This is a genomic window from Luteibacter sp. OK325, assembly GCF_003050935.1.
In the GTDB taxonomy this organism is placed as follows: domain Bacteria; phylum Pseudomonadota; class Gammaproteobacteria; order Xanthomonadales; family Rhodanobacteraceae; genus Luteibacter.
Genome location: NZ_QAOX01000005.1, coordinates 286,551 through 307,072, shown reverse-complemented (window position 1 = coordinate 307,072; position 20,522 = coordinate 286,551). Strand labels below are relative to the sequence as shown.

The following is a 20,522-nucleotide window of genomic DNA, read 5'->3' as shown; positions in this document are numbered from 1 at the left end:
CCATGTCCGATGTCCTGATCGCCGACGACCATCCGCTGTTCCGCGACGCCCTGCAGCGTGCGGTACTGGCGGCCTTGCCCGATGCCACCGTGCACACGGCGGACAGCGTGCCCGCTCTGTTCACGCTGATCGAGTCGCTTCCCGACGCCGACCTGCTGTTGATGGACCTGCACATGCCGGGCGCGCGCGGTTACTCCGCGCTTGCCCACATTCGCGGCCAGTACCCCGGGCTGCCCACGATCGTGGTCTCCGGACATGAGGAAGCACAGGTCGCGCGGCGCGCGCTCGCGCACGGTGCGTCGGCTTACATTCCGAAGTCGGCCGCGGTGGACGATATCGTCGAAGCCGTGCGTGCCGTGCTCGACGGCGACGTGTGGCTTCCGCATAAACTGGTCGGCGGCAGCGTAGAGTTGAAAGCCGACGAAGCGGATGTCGCCGCGCGCGTGGCCTCGCTCACGCCGCAGCAGTTTCGCGTGCTGAACATGATCGCCGAGGGCCTGCTCAACAAGCAGATCGCCTACGAGCTCACGGTGTCCGAAGCCACGGTCAAAGCGCACATGACCGCAATCATGCGCAAGCTCGGCGTGTCCAACCGCACGCAGGTAGCGCTCGCAGCGAGCCACCTCGATGTCGACAAAGAAGCCTTTCCCACCAACTCACCCGAGCCTTGATTTTCTGTGGGAGCCGCTTCAGCGGCGACAGGCTGCTCGCGACGACATCATCGGCCCGCCTTGCCCATCGCCGCTGAAGCGGCTCCCACAGGGCCGGTGCGCTTGGCCAGTGCAACAAGCAGCGCACGCAACGCAGCAGGGCGCACGGGCTTGTGCAGCAGCGGATAGCCCAGCGCACGCGCGCGCTGCTTGAGTTCCGTACTGCCGTCTGCCGTGACCATCGCCGCCGGCGGTATCGTGCCGAGTTTTTCGGCGAGAAAGCGCAGCGCTTCAAGACCATCCATATCGTCGGCAAGGTGGTAATCGGCAAGGATCAGGTCGACATGCGTGGTCGACAACGTATGCAGCGCGTCGCCGACATCGATCGCCACGCGGCAATCCACACCCCAGCGCCCAAGCAGGGCCTTCATGCCCTCGAGAATCGTTTCGTCGTTGTCGATGCACAGCACCGTCAGCGGAAGTTGTTCGCCGCCGCCGGGGCGCGCCATGGCCGGCGCGCGCTTGCGCGACACGGGAGCTGTTCGCGGTACCGAGATGCTGAAGCAACTTCCGTGTCCCACCCGCGATCGCAGACTCAGGCGATGGTGGAGAATGCCGGCGAGGCGATCGCAAATAGACAGGCCGAGACCAAGACCCTTCTCACCCCAGGGGGAAGGACGTTCCAGCCGCTGGAACTCGCCGAAGACTCGCACCTGCTGCTCGTTCGCAATGCCGGGTCCGGTATCCCACACTTCGATGCGTATTTCGTCACCGTGGCGGCGCGCGCCGAGAAGGACACCACCTACGCGGGTATAGCGCAGCGCATTGGAAAGAAAGTTGGCGACGATGCGACGAAGCAGCTGCGCGTCAGAACGGACCGAGAGCGTCGTCGGTACGACGTGAAGCGACAGGCCGCGTTGTTCGGCGACGACAGCGAATTGCTGTCTCAACGAATCGAAAAGATCGGCCAGGGCGAACGGTGCGACTTCCGGGCGGTAGCTGCCTGCATCGAGTCGGGACACATCGAGCAGTGCGTCGAGAAGATCTTCCGCCGCACGGAACGAGGCGTCGATGCGTTCGGCGAGCTGCGCCGCGTCGCTGTCCAGTCCGGGATGTTGGCGCAGGGCTGAAGTAAACAGGCGCGCCGCATTCAGCGGTTGCAGGAGGTCGTGGCTGGCTGCGGCAAGGAAGCGCGTCTTCGACGCGTTCGCCGCCTCCGCTTCGCGCCGCGCGATCGCCGTGGCGGTCAACGCTTCGGAGAGCTCGGCGGTTCGTACGTCCACACGCTGCTCGAGTGTTTCGTTCGCGTCGATCAGCGCCTGTTCGACCGATTTGTACGCCGTGACGTCGGTGAACGTCGTGACGAAGCCGCCACCGGGAAGCGCGCGACCACGCATTTCAATCACGGTGCCATCCGGCCGGATGCGCTGGAAAACATGCGGCGAGCCGGCGCGCATGTAGCGGATGCGTTTGCCCACATGTTCGTCCACTTCGCCGGGCCCGCATTCGCCATGTTCGGCATTCCATCGAATCAGGTCCGCGACGGGAAGTCCGACGTACACCATGCCCTCGGGGTAGTCGAACAATTCCACGTAACGACGATTCCACGCGACCAGGCGCATCTCGCCGTCCACCACGCTGATGCCTTGCGAGACATTCTCCAGCGTGGTCGAGAGCAACTCGCGATTGAACCGGAGTTCCTGCGACGCTTCGTCCATCAGCGCCATGGCTTCGGCGATGTCCAGGCCCGTGCCGGACAGCGCACCCATGAGGATGCGCCGTGCGCTGGCCGCACCGACGGCACTGGCCAGCAGCCGTTCGGTGAACTGGATGAGCGGACGGTCCGCGGAGTCGGTGGCGGTGAGCGTGACGCCGTGGCGCTCCCCATACTCGTTGAATGCGCGCGCCGTCACACGCTCCCCGACAATGCGGCCCGCGATGGTACCGAGATCGCGCACGGTGACGCGGCCGCGCCAATCGCCTGCGCCGGTGACGCTGCGCACGTAGGGATCGACGAACAGGGCGGCATGAAGACGTTCGGCGACGCTGGGCCTGAAGCGCAACGAGATGAAGATCAGGCTGGCGACGTTGAACAGTAGTGACCAGAACGTGCCGTGCGTGACCGGCTCCCATCCGCTCAGATGAAAGAGTTCGTTCGGCTTGAGCCAGCCGATGCCGAAGGGTCCGTTCTCCACCCAGCCACTATGCATCCAGCCAGCGCGCGTCATCGCAGGCAGGAGAAGGGTGTATGCCCAAACCGCGAAACCCGCGAGCAAGCCGATATAGACGCCGACGCGGCTCGCACCTCGCCAGTAGAGCGCGGAGACGATGGCTGGTGCGAACTGCGCCACGGCTGCGAACGAGAGAAGACCGGTCGCAGCGAGGTTCTCGGCGTCAGCGATGATGCGGTAGTAAATGTAAGCAAGCGCGGCGAGCCCGACAATGGCAATGCGACGCACAAGCAATACGATGCCGGAGAGATCGCCCCGTCGCTCGAGGTCGAGGCGACGTATGCGCAACAGCGCGGGCATCACCAGATCGTTGCTGATCATCGTAGCGAGCGCGACCGCGGCCACGATCACCATGCCGGTCGCGGCGGAGAAACCACCGACGAAGGCGAGGAGGGCGATGCCGCTGTCGCCCAGGGCGATCGGAAGATTCAGCACCCACGCATCGACATGGCCGTTGGTAACCTGGGGGAGCGCGAGGCCGGCGCTGACGATGGGCAGGACGGCTGCTGAGATCAGCACCATGTAAAGCGGGAAGAGCACGCGCGCCTTTCGCAGATCGCGTGGGTCCTCGCACTCCACCACGCCGATCTGGAATTGCCGGGGGAGGCAGAACATCGCGCAGAAGGCGAGCAGGGTCTGGGCGACGAAGCCCGGTGGCATGCTGCCTTTCTCAATCTGCAGCACGGGCGCGTGCAGGGTCTGGGCGAGACCCGGACCATGCATGTACGCATAGATGCCGATGGCGACGAAGGCCAGCAGCTTCACCAGTGATTCCACGGCCACCGCCAGCATCAGGCCATGGTGGTGCTCGGTCGCATCGATGTTGCGCGTGCCGAACAGGATAGCGAACACCGCGAGCAGGGCCGCGCACCAGAGCGCTGTGTCACCGAACCACCACGCCGAATTGCCTGCGCCAAGCACGGCGAAGGACATCGCCACGGCTTTGAACTGCAAGGCGATGTACGGAATGATGGCCACGACGGCGATGACCGCGACCAGGGCGGCGAGGCCGTGCGACTTTCCGAAGCGCGCAGCGATGAAGTCGGCGATGGATGTGATGTTGCGCTGACGCGCCACGAGCACCAGGCGCTCGAGCAAGCCGAAGCCGAAGACGAACAGCAACAGCGGCCCCAGGTAGATCGGCAGATACGCCAGGCCGGAGCGTGCCGCCGTGCCGACCGCGCCGTAGAAGGTCCACGACGAGCAGTAGACGGCGAGCGCGAGACTATAGACCAGCGGTCGCAGCCTGGGTTGGCGAGGGTAGAGCGGACGACGGTCGCCCACGTAGGCAATAGCGAACAACATGCCGACGTAAGCAAGCGCAACCAGCAGCAGAAGCCAGCCTGCAATCACATTGAGTGCTCCCCATTCGGCACGGCCCTGATTCTACGGTAATGCTTGCCTGAATCGCGTCACCAAAGCAGCATGGGTGGATGATGTCCGTCCTTCCCCATGTTCCCTTGCTCGCCGACGACGAAATCCATGTCTGGCAAACCCGCTGGACGTCCGGCCAGGGAGAGCTGCCTTTCATGTCGCTGCTTGCGGCTTACGCGGGTCCGGATGCACCAGCGGTGGCGCGCGGTGAACACGGCAAGCCGCATTTCCCGGCGCCGTTCGGCGAGCTCGGCTTCAACTGGTCGCACAGCGGGGACAGGGCACTGTTCGCCGTCGGTCGCGGCAGCGAGGGCTTCGAGTTAGGCGTCGATATCGAGCGCGTTCGCCCACGGCCGCGCGCGCTGGAACTCGCCACACGTTTCTTTGCGCCCGATGAGACGGCGATGCTGGCGAGGTTACCCGCGGGGCGGCTGCTCAACGGCTTTCTTCGCCTGTGGACCGCGAAGGAAGCGGTGCTCAAGGCGAACGGCAGCGGCTTGTCGTACGGCCTTCACCGGGTGTCGTTTGCGCTGGGCGATGCAGCGGTGACGCCGGTCGCTTTCGAGGGTGAGATCGCGCCCGCTTCAGCGTGGTGTGTCGAAGCCCTGGCGATGGACGACGCGTGGGTGGCCGCCGTCGCCTGGCGGGGATGTGAACGAACGATTCGCGTCTTCACATATGCGCTTTGAACCTTTTCGTAGTGAGGCGTGTCTGATTCCCTGTGAGTGCGCGTGTGTGTGTGTGTCGTGCGCCACAGGGAGTTGGCGCGTTATGCTGGGACGACAGTCATTACGCACGTCGCGATGGCGACGTGCGTTTTTTTATGGATAAACGATGACCCTACTCAGCGTAAACCTGAACAAGATCGCCGTGCTGCGCAACTCGCGCGGCGGCAATGAACCGGATATCGCGACAGCCGCGAATACCTGCATCGACGCCGGCTGCGGCGGCCTCACCGTTCACCCGCGGCCGGACATGCGTCATGTGACCCCAGGCGATGTACGCGCGCTGGCCGGTTTGCTGCGCGGGCGGGTCGAGTACAACATCGAAGGCAATCCCTTCGCCGGCGCCCGTGGTGCCTATCCCGGCCTGATCGAACTGGCACGTGAAGTACGCCCGACCCAGGTGACGCTCGTGCCGGATGGCGACGGGCAGATCACCTCGGATCACGGTTTCGATCTGACCAGGGACATCGAAGTCCTCAAGCCGGTGGTCGCCGCGTTTCGCGAACTGGGATGCCGCGTCAGTGTGTTCGTCGACGCCGGCGGGGAGGGCTTCACGGAGGCCGCCGCGATCGGCGTGCAGCGCATCGAGCTCTACACCGGCCCGTACGCCGAGGCGTTCGCCGAAGGTGATGCGCGAAAGGAACTAGCCTCGTTTGCGGATACCGCGCAGAGGGCGCAGAAGGCCGGCCTTGCGGTGAACGCGGGTCACGACCTCAGCCAGGCGAACCTGGGCACCTTCAAGTCGGCCATTCCGGGGCTGGCGGAGGTGTCGATCGGGCACGCACTGATCGGTGAGGCCCTGTACGAAGGCCTGTCCCGAACCGTAAAGAACTACATCAGCATCCTGTCGTAACGCCGGTGCCCGTTTGTGTAGGAGCCGATTCATCGGCGAATGTGGGAGCCGATTCATCGGCGAATGGGTGCTCGCCAAAACCTGGCCCGCTGCCGCGGGATCGCCGATGAATCGGCTCCCACAAAAGAGCATCGCCGCTGAAGCGGCTCCCACAGAAAGCAAAAAAAACCCCGCCGAAGCGGGGTTTTTCAGTTCTTACCGGACGACCGCGATCAGTTCGAGTTAACGAAACCGATCTTGGTCAGGCCCTGGCCCTTTGCGTCGGAAAGCACGCGTGCCACGACCTCGTACTGAGCCGCGTCATCCGCGTCGATCTGCAGTTCCGGCTGGTTCGACTGCTGGGCGATCACCGCGATCTGAGCCTTGAGGCCCAGCTCGTCAACCGGCGTATCGTTCCAATAGAGCGAGCCATCCTGGCGAATCTGCAAACGGACGGGATCCGGCGGATTCTCTGGGTTGACGACGTTCGGATTCGGCTGCGGAAGATCGATCTTGATCTTATGCGACAGCATCGGAGCCGTGATCATGAAGATGATCAGGAGCACCAGCATCACGTCGACGAGCGGCGTGACGTTGATGTCCGCCATGGGACCACCAGAGCTACCTGAGCTAAAAGCCATCTCGTTTACTCCTTACCAGTCGACATGAAGCCGACGTGGACCATGCCGGCATCCTTGGCGTCGCCAAGGACCTTCTTCACCACTTTGTATTCCGTGGTGCGGTCTGCACGGATCTGGAGCTCCGGCTGCGGCGACTTCGCCGCCGCAACCGCGAACTGTGCCTTGAGCTCAGCCTCGCTGACTTCGCCGTCATTGAGGAAGTACGTACCGTCCGGCTTGATCGCGAGATCCATCGGATCGACCGGGGTGTCATCCTTAACGTTCGGATTAGCCTTCGGCAGATCAATCTGGACCTTGTGGGACATCAGGGGAGCCGTGATCATGAAGATGATCAGCAGAACCAGCATCACGTCGACGAGCGGCGTGACGTTGATTTCCGACATCGGACCGCCGCTGTTGCCCCCGCTACTCATAGCCATGGGTCAATTCCTCACTTCTTGACGGAGACGACCGGACCCGAGCCTTCGACGCGGGCACCCGTGGCGAAGAAGTCGTGCAGGTCGTGCGCGAATTCGTCGAACTGGGCGTAGGTCAGGCGGTTCGAGCGCATGAAGAAGTTGTACGCGAGCACGGCCGGGATAGCGGTGAACAGACCGAACGCGGTCATGATCAGAGCTTCACCAACGGGGCCAGCGACCTTATCCATCGACGCGGAACCCGAAGCGGCGATACCGATAAGTGCGTGGTAGATACCCCACACCGTACCGAGAAGACCGATGAACGGTGCCGACGAACCGACCGTAGCGAGCAGGGTCAGGCCGCCTTCCAGACGCAGGCTCTCGCGAGCAACAGCCTGGCGCAGGGCGCGATCGATGAATTCCGAACGCGACAGGGTCTCGGCGAGGCGACCACCGGCAGCTGCCTGGTGATGCGCGACGGCCGAAGCGGCGTCGAGTGCGATCTTCGAGAACGGTTCGCCCTTCGGCTGCTCTTCGAGCACGCGAATGGCTTCCTGCGTCGACGCGGTGTTCCAGAAGCCCTGGATGACCTTGTCGGCTCGCGAACGCACCATGCTGTTACGAATGAAGTTCGCAACGATGAAGTACCACGACAGGATCGACATCGCGGTGAGCACCACGAACACAATCCAACCGAGGAAGTCGAAGTTGTGGATCAGGTGGTCGAAGCCCATCTGCTTGAGGGCGTCGGCATTGGAGTTTTGACCTGGATTAGCAGGCTGAGCGGAGGTGTCTTGCAACATAACGCTACCCTTGGGAAGTCAAGCGTGAACTTAATAGCTGTAAGCGAGGAAACTTACAGCTGGTTTAGGTTGAACGTAACGGGGACACGTGCATAGCCTTCGACGGCAGCACCGCCTCGCTTGCCCGGGTTGAATCGCCAGTTCCTAGCGGCATCCTCCGCAGCTTTGTCCAATTCGCGGAAACCGCTCGACTGGTCGACCTTGATGTCCTTCGGCGAACCGTCGACACCCACGAGGACCAGAAGTACCACAGTACCTTCATGCCGCTGACGAACCGCCTGCGGCGGATACTTCGGCGGGTTACGCTGACGGTACGACAGATTTTCACTCGGCGCGATATCCGCCGGCGGTGCTGGCGGCGCGGGAGGCGCCGGCGGCGGTGCCGGAACGGGGTTCGAACTCGCCTCGTCTACTGCCGGCGGCGGTGGAGCCGGCGGCGGTGGTGTCGGGGGCGGCTTCGATATCTGCACGATTTTCGGCGGCGGCTGCTTGGGGGGCTCCGGCGGCGGCGGCGGGGGGGGCGGGGGAGGCGGCGGCGGTTCAATAAAGTCGACCTGAACTACCTTCTCTTTCTGCTTTTCCTGCGACTTCGGCGGCGCCATGGGCGCTACCAGCAGCAGGAAGGCGAACGAGTGCAGAGCGATGGCGACTGCCAACGCGCTGGTGCGCCCCCAACTAAACGGCGCTTGGCCGGTTGATTCGTTACTTGAGGCCATCAGTCACTATCAAGAGCTAATCAAGCGGAAGTGAACCCGCACTGCTCTTCCGGCGCTCGGCGATTGACATTGCCGAAAACGCTGGTTTCTGCAAGCGGAAAGATAAGCAAATTACACCAGCATATGGCATTTGTATAGCACCTGAAGGGAAGAACGATGGCAGTGCCAATCCATCCCTTCCGGTACTTTACAAAGGCTTACTTAGTGTTCTCTGCCTTGCTCAACCAGGCGTTGGCCTTGGCAGATGTTTCAGGATCCTGAGCCGCGAGCTTCATGTCCGCGACCGCACCCTGCTTGTTCTTCTGACCACGCTTGGCTTCCGCGCGCACCATATAGGCTGTGCCTTTATGCTGAACGCCCTTGCTGATGGCATCTGTCGCCGACTTTTCAGCGGCGGCGTATTGATTCTCTTGGAGCTGCAGGCGCGCCACGCTGAGCGAGACGGAACCGTCCGTCGCAAGCGGTGCAGCCTTCTGGTACGCAGCGAGGGCACCCTTGGTGTCGCCACCGGTGATAGCAGCATCGCCCTGGAGCTTGTAGACCTCGGCGGAGGGCTTGATCGCACCCTTGGCGATACCGTCTGCGAGCACGGCCTCTGCCTTCTTCGCGTTACCGTCCTGGCGCTCGGAGTGTTCCTGGCCGTCGATCAGATAGACCTTGGCGAGATTCACGTAGAGCTTCGCGCCGTTGTCGTCAGTGTGGAACGCACCGGCGGCGCGGCCCTTCTCGAGCAGCGCGATGGCTTCCGGATACTTCTGCGCCTGGATCAGCGAGGACGCCGCGTTCTGCATTGCCGTCGGGTCATTCGGGTTCTTTGCCAGCTCGGCCGACGCGAGGTCCGCGGCCTTGTCGCCCTGGCCGGTCTCGGCATAGCTGGCGGCGAGGATCTGGGTCCACGAAGCCTGCGGCTTCGCGTCCGGCATCGACTGCGCCTTGGTGATCGCGGCGATCGCTTCGGGATACTTCTCGAGGCGGTAGTCGATATTGCCTTCGAGACCGTAGGAGTCGGCGGTTTCCTTCTTGCCCTGGTCGCGCCACTCGTGCAGCGACTGCAGGGCCGGAGCGTACTGCTCGTCGGCCACCAGGAACTGGGTGTACATGTACTTCAGCTGGAAGTAGGTGTCGTTCGGCATGACGCCGATGTCGAGCGCCTGCTTGAGCGTGGTGATCGCGCCCTTGATGTCGCCGTCGTTGTATTTCATGTTGGCGAGGCCCTGGAGGGCGAGCGCCTGCGCGTACTTGCTGCTCGTGCCCGAACCGTCGGCCAGCGGCTGAAGGATCTGCTGTGCCTTGTCCTTCTCGCCGTTGTTGGCGGCGTCGAGACCTTCGTTCAGGGCCTTCTGGTCTTTTTCGCTCTTCAGGTCGAGCTTGGGTTCCGTCCGGGTCGCATTCGGATACAGCGCTTCTTTCTTATCCTTGGGAGCGGCGTCTTTCGCGACGACAGCGCCACTGGCAAGGGAAAGGGCGATCGCGGATGCGAGCACCATCTTGATCAAGGAACCCTGTTTCATTGACTGACCTCTGTTGAAGGAGTCGTCGCACAGTTACGTGCTCCGGGGGACTACAGAGGTTAACCCGATTCTATTCCTAAGAACAAGTCGCAGTGCCACAAAAATGTGGAGTCAAAACAATGACTTGTTATATGAATGTTGGCGCTAACGAAATTAGGTCAACTTTTGGCCCTTGAAAACGCCATTTTCATCCCACCTCATACGAGGTTGGGCGGACGAATTCTTGCGTTCAATTCGCGGGCGTATGGAACAAAAAAAACGCCCGGAGCATGACTGCATCCGGGCGCTTTTTCTTGCGCACGCGTCGGCGACCGGCCCGCCGGAGGTTACACGTCGAGGTTGGACGCCTTCAGCGCGTTCGCTTCGATGAAGTCACGACGCGGCTCCACCGCCTCGCCCATGAGCATCGAGAACATCTGGTCCGCGGCGACGGCGTCTTCGACACCGACCTGGAGCATGCGTCGCGTTTCCGGATTCACCGTGGTCTCCCACAGCTGTTCCGGATTCATTTCGCCCAGGCCCTTGAAGCGCTGGATGGTGCGGCCCTTCTTCGCTTCGTCGAGCAGCCAGGTTCGGATGTCGGCAAAGCTGAGGACGCCGCGCGAACCGTTGCCGCGGCGGACCACGGCGCCCGGCTGCAGCTTGAGTTCCGACAGCTGCTGCGCAATGGACAGGATGGACCGGAACTCGACCCCGCCGAAGAACGACTGCGGCATGATCCAGATGTGGCTGAGGCCGTGTTGCATGCGTTCGACCTCGATCGCCGCGCCCTGCTCGTTCAGTGCCGGGCGGAAACGCAGCGTGTAGGTCGGCTTGCCGAGGCCACTCGCGCTCAGGCGCTTGGCCAGGCCGTCCAGCCAGCCCTGCATCAGGGCGGCGTCGGTCCAGGCCGCGTCGACCATCGGTGCATGCTCGAGCATCGCGGTGAGCGAGGCGACGTCGAAACGGTGGCTCAGGCGAGCGATCTGGTCCAGGGCCGTCTGGTAGTCGTGCAACAGCTTCTCGAGGGCTTCGCCGCCGATGGCCGGTGCGCCCTCTTCCGGGAACAGCGACGCGTTGTCGACGGCGCTGGAGATGAGGTAGTCGTTGAGGACGGCATCGTCCTTGATGTACATCTCCTGCTTGCCCTGCTTCACCTTGTACAGCGGCGGAAGGCCGATGTAGACATGGCCGCGCTGGATCAGCTCGGGCATCTGGCGATAGAAGAACGTGAGCAGCAGCGTGCGGATGTGGGATCCGTCCACGTCCGCATCGGTCATGATGATGATGCGGTGGTAGCGCAGCTTGTCCGGGTTGTACTCGTCCTTGCCGATGCCCGTACCGAGCGCAGTGATCAGCGTGCCGACTTCAGCGGACGAGATCATCTTGTCGAAGCGGGCCTTTTCCACGTTGAGGATTTTGCCCTTCAACGGAAGCACGGCCTGGGTGCGACGGTTACGGCCCTGCTTGGCAGAACCACCTGCGGAGTCACCCTCGACCAGGAACAGTTCCGACAGTGCGGGATCCTTTTCCTGGCAGTCGGCGAGCTTGCCCGGCAGGCCGGCGATATCGAGCGCGCCCTTGCGGCGGGTCATTTCGCGAGCCTTGCGAGCAGCGTCGCGGGCGCGGGCAGCGTCCACGGCCTTGCCGGCGATAGCCTTGCTCTCGCCCGGATGCTCAAGCAGGAACGTGGCCAGCTTGTCGTTGATGACCTGCTCGACTGCGGTCTTCACTTCGCTGGAGACCAGTTTGTCCTTGGTCTGCGAGGAGAACTTCGGATCAGGCACCTTTACCGACAGCACGGCGATCATGCCTTCGCGCATGTCGTCGCCGGAAAGGGCAACCTTGGCGTTCTTGGCCAGGCCTTCCTTCTCGATGTAGTTCTGCAGCGTGCGCGTCAGCGCCGCGCGGAAGCCGGTGAGATGGGTGCCACCGTCGCGCTGCGGGATGTTGTTGGTGAAGCAGAACATCGTTTCCTGGTACGCGTCCGTCCACTGCATGGCCACTTCGACCGTGATGCCTTCGCTCTCGGAGCTGAAGCTGATCACGTTCGGGTGCAGCGGGTTCTTCAGCTGGGACAAATGCTGCACGAAGGACTTGATGCCGCCTTCGTAGGCAAAGATGTCCTTGCGCTCGTTGCGCTCGTCCACCAGCTCGATCGTGACGCCGGAGTTGAGGAACGCCAGTTCGCGCAGCCGCTTCGCCAGGATGTCGTAATGGAACTCGATATTGTTGGTGAACGTCAGCGGGCTGGGCAGGAAGCGAACCATCGTGCCGCGGCGGTTGGTGTCGCCGAATACGGAAATCGGGGCCACCGGATCGCCGTGGGCGTATTCCTGGCGGTTTTCCTTGCCATCGCGCCAGATCGTCAGCCACAGCTTTTCGCTGAGCGCGTTGACCACCGAGACGCCGACACCATGCAGGCCGCCAGAGACTTTGTAGGAGTTCGCATCGAACTTGCCGCCGGCGTGGAGCACGGTCATGACGACTTCGGCCGTCGACCTGCCCTCTTCCGGGTGGGTCTCGACGGGAATGCCGCGGCCGTTGTCGGCCACGCTGACCGAGCCGTCCTGGTGGATGATGACCGTGACGTAGTCGCAGTAACCGGCCAGCGCCTCGTCGATGGCGTTATCGACGACTTCGAAGACCATGTGATGCAGACCGGTGCCGTCATCGGTGTCGCCGATGTACATGCCGGGGCGCTTACGGACGGCATCCAGTCCCTTGAGGACCTTGATGCTGCCGGAGTCGTAGGCGTTCGAATTGGTCGGATCGAGAGGTTCGTTCATGCGATGCCTGGTGATGGCGCAGGTTTCGGTCCCTGGCGGCGCGGACGCGCCGGGGACAGTCGGTCGATTATAGCAAAGCCGAGACGGCACCCTGTTCCACGTGGAACACAGTGACTGGCTGCTCGATGAGGGCGGACGGGATCTCGGTGCCCGTCACGAAGACCTGGACGTCGCGGCCGAGAAGCTGGGCGACTACCCACTCTTGATGGGTACGATCGAGCTCGGATGCAAGGTCGTCAAGGCAGACCACAGGCCATTCTCCGCGGATTTCGGCGTGCAACGACGCCTGACCGAGAAGGCATGCGAGAGCGCAGAGTTTCTCCTGCCCACGGGACAGGTGCTCACGAAGTGGCGCGTGCTCGAAGCTCAAAGTGAAATCGGCCCGATGGGGTCCGACGGTAGTGTGCCCACGTCCGAGGTCGCGTTGCCGGAGTTCCGCGAGCGTGGTGAACAGATCCGCCGCTTCGTCCCAGCCAGGTTTGTATCGAAGGGTGAACTCGCCCAACTCGGGGAGTACGTTCCCCATGAAACCCTGGATGTGAGGCAGGAGCCGTGCGATGTAGTCGCGTCGGAAGCCCGTGATGGCCTCCCCTGCTCCAGCCAGCTCGGATTCCCAGGGCTCAATGAGACTGGATTCGACGATCCCGCCGTTCCGCAGCAGCGCGTTCCGTTGTTTCAGCGCGCGTTGATACCGGCGCCACTGGCTAACGAAGGAATGTTCCACGTGGAACAGGCCCCAATCCAGAAAACGGCGACGCTCATCGGAGGCACCGGCGATCAGGTCGTGCGAGCCGGGCTCGAAACAGACCACCGCGCATTCCTGGACCAGTGCCCCCAACGAAGCGGCCGCGTCACCGTCGACACGGGCAATCCAGCGTCCGCTCTCCCGCCCCAGACCAAGGCGGCGGATCCGGCCGTCATCCGAACGCACTTCAGCAAAGACCGTGAGCGCCGCAGCACCACGTTTCAACAACACGTCGCGGGACCCGGCACGGAACGAATGCCCATGGGAGAGCAAATACGCTGCTTCCAGGACGCTGGTCTTCCCTGCGCCATTAGCGCCGACGAAGACATTGATCCCCGCAGACGGCGACAGCGTTACGCCGTCAAGGCAACGCAGACCGGCGATTCTCAGCGACTCGAACTTCATGCCAAACGCGTCCCCATCCAAAACGAACGACGCCGGGGTGTCGAAGACATCCCCGGCGTCGTGGGCCGAACTTTAACTTGCCCTGGCCTCAGAGACGAAGCGGCATCACCACGTGACGTGCCTCGTCGTTGCCCTCTTCCTGGAGAAGGCAGCTGGACTGGGCATCGCGAAGGTTGATGCGGACCTTGTCGCCACGAAGCGCACTGAGCGCGTCCAGCAGGTAGCCCACGTTGAAACCCACGGCGAGATCGTCGACCACCGTCTCGGCTTCGACTTCTTCCTGGGCTTCTTCCTGCTCAGGATTGTGCGCGACGATCTTGATGCGACCCGGGGTCAACTCAAGCTTCACGCCGCGGTACTTCTCGTTGGAGAGAATCGCTGCGCGCTGCAGGGCGCTCTTGAGCACGTCGCGCTCGATCGTCGCCGATTTGTCAGCACCGAGCGGGATGACCGCTTCGTAATCCGGGAAACGGCCGTCGATGAGCTTGGAGGTAAACATCACCCCACCGCGACGGACGCGCAGATGATTACGCCCGAACTCGAGCTCGACCATTCCCTCGCCCGATTCGAGCAAGCCGATCAGTTCGTTCACGCCCTTGCGGGGAATGATGATCTGGCGGCGAGCGGAAACGGAGCTTTCCAGCTTGGTTTCCTTCAGTGCCAGGCGGTGGCCATCGGTAGCGACACAGCGCAGCGTGTGCTCCTGGAGATCCAGCAACATGCCGTTGAGGTAGTAGCGGACGTCCTGGTTCGCCATGGCGAAGGCCGTGCGGTCCATCAGGTCGCGCAGCACTTCTTCCGGTAGCGAAACGCGCTCGACCAGTTCGATCTCGTCGACGGTCGGAAATTCGCCAGCGGGCAGTGTCGCCAGGGTGAAGCGGCTACGGCCTGCGTTGAGCGCGATGCGCTCACCGTTGAGCTTGATATCGATCTTGGCGCCGTCAGGCAGCGCACGAACGATGTCGAACAGCTTGCGGGCCGGAATCGTGATCTCGCCTTCCTGGACCGCGTCGGCGGCCGTGGTGGCAACCATCTCGACTTCGAGGTCGGTACCGGTGAACGAGACTTCGCTACCGGAGGCGCGAACCAGGAGGTTGGCCAGTACGGGCAGGGTCTGGCGACGTTCTACGACACCTACCACTTGCTGCAGAGGTTTGAGCAGAACCTCCCTCTGGATGCTGAATTGCATGCGCCCCTTCTCCTGCTTTTAAGTTTTTAAGATTTTATAGTGGTTGTAGTAGGGCCGGTGGATATCTGGAGAAGCCTGAATTTATAAACTATTTCAGATACTTAACGTTTGATATCGACTGTGCCCAACAGGCGGTGCCATGTGTGCAGCTTGTGGATAACTTCAAGGGTCAAAACCATCCTCTGTCCATCCACCTATTATCCACAGGTTCTCAGCCCGTCAATATACGGATGAGCTGTTCCCAGTCCTGCCGCATACGAACGTCTTTCTCACAGAAACCACGGATGGTGCGGCAGGCATGGAGCACCGTCGTATGGTCGCGGCCACCAAACGCTTCACCGATCTCCGGGAGGCTGTGGTCGGTCAGTTCCTTGGACAGCGCCATGGCTACCTGCCGGGGACGCGCCAGGGAGCGCACACGGCGTTTGGAGAGCAGGTCGGACAGGCGCACCTGGTAATAGTCGGCGACCATCTTCTGGATGTTCGGGACAGTGACTGCCTGCGCATGCGTGTTGAGCAGGTCGCGCAGGGTCTCTTCCGCGAAGTCCGTCGTAATCGGCTTGCGGTAGAAGTTGGCGCGAGCCGCCAACGTGTTGAGCGCGCCCTCGAGGTCGCGCACGTTGGAGCGGATGCGCTTGGCCAGCAGCATCGCGACATCCTCGGACACTTCCATGCCCTTGTCGGCGGCCTTGGAAAGAAGGATCGCCGCGCGCGTCTCGAAGTCCGGCGGCTCGATCGCCACGGACAAACCCCAGCCCAGGCGCGACTTCAGGCGTGGCTCGAGCTTGTCGAGCTCCTTCGGATAGCGATCGCAGGTAAGGATGATCTGCTGCTTCGCTTCGAACAGCGCGTTGAACGTATGGAAGAACTCTTCCTGCGTGGTGTCCTTGCCGGCGAAGAACTGGATGTCGTCGATCAGCAGCGCATCCACCGTTCGGAAGCGACGCTTGAACTCGTCCATGTTCTTCTGCTGCAACGCTTTCACCATGCCGCTGACGAACTGCTCCGAACGCAGGTAGAGCACCTTGGCATCCGGATTGTTCTGCATAAGCAGGTTGCCGGCCGCATGCATGAGATGCGTCTTACCCAGACCGGTGCCGCCGTACAACAGCAATGGGTTGTAGGCCCGACCCGGGTTCATCGCCACCTGCATGGCCGCGGCCTTGCCGAGCTGGTTCGACTTGCCTTCGACGAAGGTATCGAAGGTGTAGTGCGGATCCAGGTTGTGCACGTGGGGCGCTTCGGGCGCGGCCTCACGGGCAGGGCGCGGGGGCGCCGCGGCCGGAGACGACGCCACGGGCCGCTGGGGCGCGGGCCTGCCAGCGGACGAGCCGACTTCCAGGCTCACGGGCACGGGGTGTCCGAGCAGGTGCTCGGAGATCGTCTGGATCTGTTTCAGGTATTCGTCGCGGACGGTGTCCAGCGAGTACGGATTCGGGGCGAAGAGATGCAGCCCACTGGCGTCTTCCCTGGCCTGCAACGGCATCAGCCAGGTCTGGACGTCCTCGGCGCTCAATTCGCCTTCAAGACGCTCGAGACAGCGCCTCCAAAGATCACTCATCGGGTATTCTTGCCACAGAAGGGGCGCTTGCGCGCGGGGTGGACGACGAAGTCTACCAGCGTTCCGCCCCCACCTCGGGGTTCGCCTGGCCGGGCCTCCGCTGTTGTTGCGCGGCCAAGCGGTTGACACCTCAGCGGAATGTCGGCCATACTTTCCGGCCATATTCATTCTTCACCCGGATTAAGAGTCATGAAGCGGACTTTCCAGCCCAGCAAGCTCAAGCGCGCCCGCACCCACGGCTTCCGCGCCCGCATGGCGACGGCCGATGGTCGCAAGATCATCAATGCCCGCCGCGCGAAGGGTCGCAAGCGCCTGATCCCGTAATCGGTTCGCCTGTCGTGCGTGCCGCAGCCATGCCGCGCGAAGCGCGGCTCCGCCGCGCCGCCGACTTCGCAGCCTTGCGAACAGTCAGCGGACGCCTCGGCGGCCGCTGTTTTCTTTTGCGCTTCGGAAACAACGACGTCGACACGGCAAGGCTTGGCCTGGCCATCTCCAAGCGCTGTTCCAAGCGCGCGGTCGACCGTAACCGGATCAAGCGCCTGGCACGTGAGGCATTTCGCCGCGCGCGCATCGCCCTACCCCATGTCGACATCCTGGTCATGGCACGCGACAGCGCGGTCAAAGAGACCGGCGAAGCCTTATTGGCCGAGCTCGACATGCTCCTGCGCAAGGTCCGGCCGTTGAAGCGCGAAGGCGCCGACGGCACAATCGCGCGTTGACCTTCTTCTCACCGTCGTCCCCGCCTTTCCTGGCCAACATCAGGCCAAGGCGTCATCCGGATCTGGCCCTGCAATGAATCAAACGCGCACGCTCCTCTTCTTCGCGCTCATGTTCGTGGCGTATCTCTTGTGGACCGAGTGGGAGAAGGACTACGTCACTCCGCCGGCTCCTCCTGCGCCTACCGGCCAGACCACGGCTGGACAGCCCGGCGCCGATGCCGCCGTTCCCGGCGCGACCAGCCCGGCTGGCGTCCCGAACGAATCCGGCGCTCCCGCAGACGGCAAGGCCGAGTTGGTCACGCTGTCCAATGACCTGCTCCGCCTGACCATCGACACCCGCGGCGGCAGCATCGTCCGCTCGGAACTGCTCGCCTACCCGACTGAGCCGGAAACCAAGAAGAATCCGACGTCGCCGCCGGTCCGCCTGCTCGACGACGACGGCGCGCATTTCTTCGCTGCCCAGGACGGTCTGGTCAGCAATACGGGCGCCGCGCCGGACCACCGCGCGCTGTTCCACGCGGAGAAGACCGAGAACGTCCTCGCCGACGGCCAGAAATCGGTCAGCGTCGACCTGAGCTGGACGGATCCGTCCGGCGTGAAGGTGATCAAGCGTTACACGCTCAAGCGCACCGACTACGTGGTCGACCTCGACCAGCGCATCGAGAACGGCTCGACGGCCGTGTGGAACGGTAACGCTTACCATCAGCTACAGCGGGTGCCGGCCGAGAAGGTCAACTGGTTCAAGGCCTATACCGACCCGGCGCAGCACAGTTTCTTCGGGGCCGCCTGGTATAGCCCGGAAAGCAAGTTCGAGTCGCTGCCCTTCGTTGAGTTCGGCAAGAAGCCGCTCAACCGCCAGATCACCGGTGGCTGGGTGAGCATGCTGCAGCATTACTTCTTCGTCGCCTGGATTCCGCCGGCGAACGAAGCGGTGACCTATAGCAGCAACATCGTCGATCCGAACTCCGCGACGCCGCGTTACCTCGTGCGCGCTTTCGGCCCGGCGATCCAGGTCGCTCCGGGTCAGTCGGCTGACAGCGTCGCGCGTCTTTATATCGGTCCGAAGCTGCAGGGAACGCTCGACGTCATCGCACCGGGCCTGGAACTGACCGCCAACTACGGCTGGTTCACGATCATCGCCCAGCCGCTGCACTGGTTGCTCTCGCAGCTTCACGCAATCAGCGGTAACTGGGGCGTCGCGATCATCCTGCTCGTGCTGCTGATCAAGGCCGCGCTGTACAAGCTCACCGATGCGCAGTTCCGTTCGGGCGCACGCATGCGCAAGCTGCAGCCGCGCGTCGCCGCGCTCAAGGAGCGTTACGGCGACGATCGCGTGAAGATGCAGCAGGCGATGATGGAGCTGTACAAGAAGGAGAAGGTGAATCCGATGGCGGGCTGCCTGCCCATCCTGATCACCTTCCCGATCTTCATCGGCCTGCTTCGCGTGCTGTCGGAATCCATCGAGCTGCGCCATGCGCCGTTCTTCGGCTGGATCCACGATCTGTCCGCGCCGGATCCCTTCTACGTGTTGCCGGTGTTGTACTTCATCGTCACCCTGCTCACCCAGCGCATGATGCCGACGGCCGGCATGGACCCGACCCAGGCCAAGATGATGAAGGTGATGCCGTTGATCTTCGGTGTCTTCTTCGCCTTCTTCCCCTCGGGCCTCGTGCTCTACTGGACGATCAACGGTGCGACCAGCCTGCTCCAGCAGTGGTACATCAACCGTAGCGTCGACCGGGCCGAGATCAAGGCCAAGACCGCATAACCCCCGAGCGGCGCGTCGAAAGACGCGCCGCTTCGCTATCGAAGGTACGGAAGGCATGACTCACGGCGACGACACCATCGCGGCCATCGCTACCGGCGCCGGCGCGGCTGGCGTCGGCGCCGTTCGTGTTTCCGGGCCTTTGGTTCCTGAAATCGCCAAGGCGTTCCTCGGTCGAGAGCCGGTGCCGCGCCATGCGCACTTCGCTGCGTTTCGCGACGGCCATCGTGAGTTGATCGATCGCGGGATTCTGCTGCACTTTCCTGGTCCGGCCTCTTATACCGGCGAGCATGTTCTCGAGTTGCAGGGGCATGGGAGTGCGGTACTTCTCGACGCCCTGCTTCGCCGTTGCATCCAGCTGGGTGCGCGGCTTGCACGGCCGGGCGAATTTACCGAGCGCGCGTTTCTCAATGGGAAGCTCGATCTCGCGCAGGCGGAAGCCGTAGCCGACGTGGTCGCTGCGACATCGGAAGCGAGTGCGCGCGCAGCATTACGTTCGATGGAAGGCGTGTTCTCGGCGCGCGTCGACGAACTACTCGCGGAGATGATCGCGCTGCGCGTGCATATTGAAGCGGCCATCGACTTTCCCGAAGAAGAGATCGACTTCCTCGCTGATCCCGTCATCGGTGAACAGCTCGCGTCACTGCGAACGGACCTCGATGCCCTGCTCGTGGAAACGCGTCGTGGCGTTCGCCTGAATGACGGCATCACAGTGGCGATCATCGGTCGTCCGAACACTGGAAAGTCGAGTCTGATGAATGCGCTTGCGGGCCAGGAGCGTGCCATCGTTACGGACATCGCCGGCACGACGCGCGACGTTTTGCGTGAGTCGATCAGCATCGATGGCGTGACACTCGAACTGGCTGATACCGCAGGTCTTCGTGATTCTGTTGACGTCGTCGAGCGCGAGGGTATTCGGCGCGCACGCGCGCAGCTAGAGCGCTGCGATGTGGCCCTTCTTGTGACCGATGCCGAGCACGCCAATTCCGACCTCGCGTTCTTCGAGGGGACACCGGTACATGCCGCGCGCATCGTGGTAGTAAACAAAATCGACCTCGCGCACGCGTCGGCACACCGGGAATCGCACGACGGCCACGACATGTTGTGGTTGTCCGCGCTGACCGGCGATGGCCTGGACGCGCTACGCGCCATGTTGAAGGACCTCGCGACCGCCGGGGCGGGCGACGGTGCGTTCAGCGCACGTCGCCGGCATGTTGTGGCGCTCGAGGTCGTTCACGAACACCTGTCACGTACGGCGAATGCGTTGCATGGCTCCCATGCCGGAGAGCTTGCTGCGGAAGAACTGCGTCAGGCGCAGCAAGCGTTGGGTGAGATCACCGGGACGTACTCATCGGATGATCTTCTCGGAGCTATCTTCAGTTCGTTCTGTATCGGGAAATAGCGAACTGAGCCGTTAGTGTCCAGAACGATCACATATCGAAGCCAGGTGGCTCGCGCATGGGATCTCGCGAAGGGAGCTCGATATCGG

17 protein-coding genes are annotated in these 20,522 nt (G+C 62.8%); 7 read left to right on the top strand and 10 right to left on the bottom strand.

Annotated features, from left to right (window positions below; genetic code table 11):
- Positions 1 to 2 precede the first annotated feature (2 nt).
- On the top strand, positions 3 to 671 hold the full coding sequence (locus tag C8J98_RS13365) for a response regulator transcription factor (RefSeq protein ID WP_107913674.1): 669 nt from the start codon (positions 3 to 5) through the stop codon (positions 669 to 671).
- Between the two features lie 47 nt (positions 672 to 718).
- On the opposite strand, the gene C8J98_RS13360 is transcribed toward C8J98_RS13365, so the two are convergent.
- Complete coding sequence (locus C8J98_RS13360) at positions 719 to 4,234, bottom strand: PAS domain-containing hybrid sensor histidine kinase/response regulator (RefSeq protein ID WP_199229913.1); 3,516 nt, start codon at positions 4,232 to 4,234, stop codon at positions 719 to 721.
- A gap of 83 nt (positions 4,235 to 4,317) precedes the next feature.
- Here C8J98_RS13360 and C8J98_RS13355 point away from each other — a divergent pair, with 83 nt between their 5' ends.
- Together C8J98_RS13355 and C8J98_RS13350 are read left to right on the top strand one after the other, a co-directional pair.
- Positions 4,318 to 4,944, top strand: coding sequence for a 4'-phosphopantetheinyl transferase superfamily protein (locus tag C8J98_RS13355; protein WP_233260231.1), 627 nt, complete (start codon positions 4,318 to 4,320; stop codon positions 4,942 to 4,944).
- A gap of 145 nt (positions 4,945 to 5,089) precedes the next feature.
- Positions 5,090 to 5,833 carry a pyridoxine 5'-phosphate synthase gene (locus C8J98_RS13350; protein WP_107913672.1) on the top strand — a complete coding sequence of 248 codons (744 nt, stop codon included), beginning with the start codon at positions 5,090 to 5,092 and terminating at the stop codon, positions 5,831 to 5,833.
- A gap of 212 nt (positions 5,834 to 6,045) precedes the next feature.
- Here C8J98_RS13350 and C8J98_RS13345 read toward each other — a convergent pair whose 3' ends face one another.
- The 9 genes from C8J98_RS13345 to dnaA form a co-directional block, all read right to left on the bottom strand.
- Entirely contained in the window at positions 6,046 to 6,453 is a 408-nt protein-coding gene (locus C8J98_RS13345; RefSeq protein WP_107913671.1) for a biopolymer transporter ExbD, read from the bottom strand.
- Positions 6,454 to 6,458: 5 nt separating this feature from the next.
- Positions 6,459 to 6,872 (bottom strand): biopolymer transporter ExbD, encoded by a 414-nt coding sequence (locus tag C8J98_RS13340; RefSeq protein ID WP_063571454.1) that lies wholly within the window; start codon positions 6,870 to 6,872, stop codon positions 6,459 to 6,461.
- Between the two features lie 11 nt (positions 6,873 to 6,883).
- A complete protein-coding gene (locus tag C8J98_RS13335) occupies positions 6,884 to 7,654 on the bottom strand; it encodes a MotA/TolQ/ExbB proton channel family protein (RefSeq protein WP_107913670.1) in 771 nt (256 codons plus the stop codon).
- A 53-nt stretch (positions 7,655 to 7,707) separates the two neighbouring features.
- Positions 7,708 to 8,370, bottom strand: a complete 663-nt coding sequence (locus tag C8J98_RS13330; protein WP_107913669.1) for an energy transducer TonB — start codon at positions 8,368 to 8,370, stop codon at positions 7,708 to 7,710.
- A gap of 197 nt (positions 8,371 to 8,567) precedes the next feature.
- A complete protein-coding gene (locus C8J98_RS13325) occupies positions 8,568 to 9,881 on the bottom strand; it encodes a tetratricopeptide repeat protein (protein WP_233260230.1) in 1,314 nt (437 codons plus the stop codon).
- 326 nt (positions 9,882 to 10,207) lie between these two features.
- The gene (gene gyrB, locus C8J98_RS13320) at positions 10,208 to 12,649 is read right to left on the bottom strand and encodes a DNA topoisomerase (ATP-hydrolyzing) subunit B (protein WP_107913668.1); all 2,442 of its coding nucleotides are present in this window, start codon (positions 12,647 to 12,649) and stop codon (positions 10,208 to 10,210) included.
- 67 nt (positions 12,650 to 12,716) lie between these two features.
- Positions 12,717 to 13,799, bottom strand: coding sequence for a DNA replication/repair protein RecF (gene recF, locus C8J98_RS13315; RefSeq protein WP_107913667.1), 1,083 nt, complete (start codon positions 13,797 to 13,799; stop codon positions 12,717 to 12,719).
- Between the two features lie 88 nt (positions 13,800 to 13,887).
- On the bottom strand, positions 13,888 to 14,988 hold the full coding sequence (gene dnaN, locus C8J98_RS13310; protein WP_107913666.1) for a DNA polymerase III subunit beta: 1,101 nt from the start codon (positions 14,986 to 14,988) through the stop codon (positions 13,888 to 13,890).
- Positions 14,989 to 15,199: 211 nt separating this feature from the next.
- Entirely contained in the window at positions 15,200 to 16,549 is a 1,350-nt protein-coding gene (gene dnaA / locus C8J98_RS13305; RefSeq protein WP_107913665.1) for a chromosomal replication initiator protein DnaA, read from the bottom strand.
- A gap of 189 nt (positions 16,550 to 16,738) precedes the next feature.
- Between dnaA and rpmH the strand changes: the two genes are divergently transcribed.
- From rpmH to mnmE, 4 genes are all read left to right on the top strand, one after another.
- A complete protein-coding gene (rpmH, locus tag C8J98_RS13300) occupies positions 16,739 to 16,873 on the top strand; it encodes a 50S ribosomal protein L34 (protein WP_007082494.1) in 135 nt (44 codons plus the stop codon).
- Positions 16,874 to 16,887: 14 nt separating this feature from the next.
- Positions 16,888 to 17,268 (top strand): ribonuclease P protein component, encoded by a 381-nt coding sequence (rnpA, locus tag C8J98_RS13295; RefSeq protein ID WP_233260229.1) that lies wholly within the window; start codon positions 16,888 to 16,890, stop codon positions 17,266 to 17,268.
- 73 nt (positions 17,269 to 17,341) lie between these two features.
- A complete protein-coding gene (gene yidC / locus C8J98_RS13290) occupies positions 17,342 to 19,036 on the top strand; it encodes a membrane protein insertase YidC (protein WP_107913664.1) in 1,695 nt (564 codons plus the stop codon).
- Positions 19,037 to 19,091: 55 nt separating this feature from the next.
- Entirely contained in the window at positions 19,092 to 20,435 is a 1,344-nt protein-coding gene (gene mnmE, locus C8J98_RS13285; protein WP_107913663.1) for a tRNA uridine-5-carboxymethylaminomethyl(34) synthesis GTPase MnmE, read from the top strand.
- The last annotated feature ends 87 nt before the right edge of the window (positions 20,436 to 20,522 follow it).

Bases quoted from the DNA above. Each gene is read 5' to 3' on its own strand.
- C8J98_RS13365 (WP_107913674.1), top strand. From the start codon at position 3: ATGTCCGATGTCCTGATCGCCGACGACCATCCGCTGTTCCGCGACGCC.
- C8J98_RS13355 (WP_233260231.1), top strand. From the start codon at position 4,318: ATGTCCGTCCTTCCCCATGTTCCCTTGCTCGCCGACGACGAAATCCAT.
- C8J98_RS13350 (WP_107913672.1), top strand. From the start codon at position 5,090: ATGACCCTACTCAGCGTAAACCTGAACAAGATCGCCGTGCTGCGCAAC.
- C8J98_RS13345 (WP_107913671.1), bottom strand. From the start codon at position 6,453: ATGGCTTTTAGCTCAGGTAGCTCTGGTGGTCCCATGGCGGACATCAAC.
- C8J98_RS13340 (WP_063571454.1), bottom strand. From the start codon at position 6,872: ATGGCTATGAGTAGCGGGGGCAACAGCGGCGGTCCGATGTCGGAAATC.
- C8J98_RS13335 (WP_107913670.1), bottom strand. From the start codon at position 7,654: ATGTTGCAAGACACCTCCGCTCAGCCTGCTAATCCAGGTCAAAACTCC.
- C8J98_RS13330 (WP_107913669.1), bottom strand. From the start codon at position 8,370: ATGGCCTCAAGTAACGAATCAACCGGCCAAGCGCCGTTTAGTTGGGGG.
- C8J98_RS13325 (WP_233260230.1), bottom strand. From the start codon at position 9,881: ATGAAACAGGGTTCCTTGATCAAGATGGTGCTCGCATCCGCGATCGCC.
- gyrB (WP_107913668.1), bottom strand. From the start codon at position 12,649: ATGAACGAACCTCTCGATCCGACCAATTCGAACGCCTACGACTCCGGC.
- recF (WP_107913667.1), bottom strand. From the start codon at position 13,799: ATGAAGTTCGAGTCGCTGAGAATCGCCGGTCTGCGTTGCCTTGACGGC.
- dnaN (WP_107913666.1), bottom strand. From the start codon at position 14,988: ATGCAATTCAGCATCCAGAGGGAGGTTCTGCTCAAACCTCTGCAGCAA.
- dnaA (WP_107913665.1), bottom strand. From the start codon at position 16,549: ATGAGTGATCTTTGGAGGCGCTGTCTCGAGCGTCTTGAAGGCGAATTG.
- rpmH (WP_007082494.1), top strand. From the start codon at position 16,739: ATGAAGCGGACTTTCCAGCCCAGCAAGCTCAAGCGCGCCCGCACCCAC.
- yidC (WP_107913664.1), top strand. From the start codon at position 17,342: ATGAATCAAACGCGCACGCTCCTCTTCTTCGCGCTCATGTTCGTGGCG.
- mnmE (WP_107913663.1), top strand. From the start codon at position 19,092: ATGACTCACGGCGACGACACCATCGCGGCCATCGCTACCGGCGCCGGC.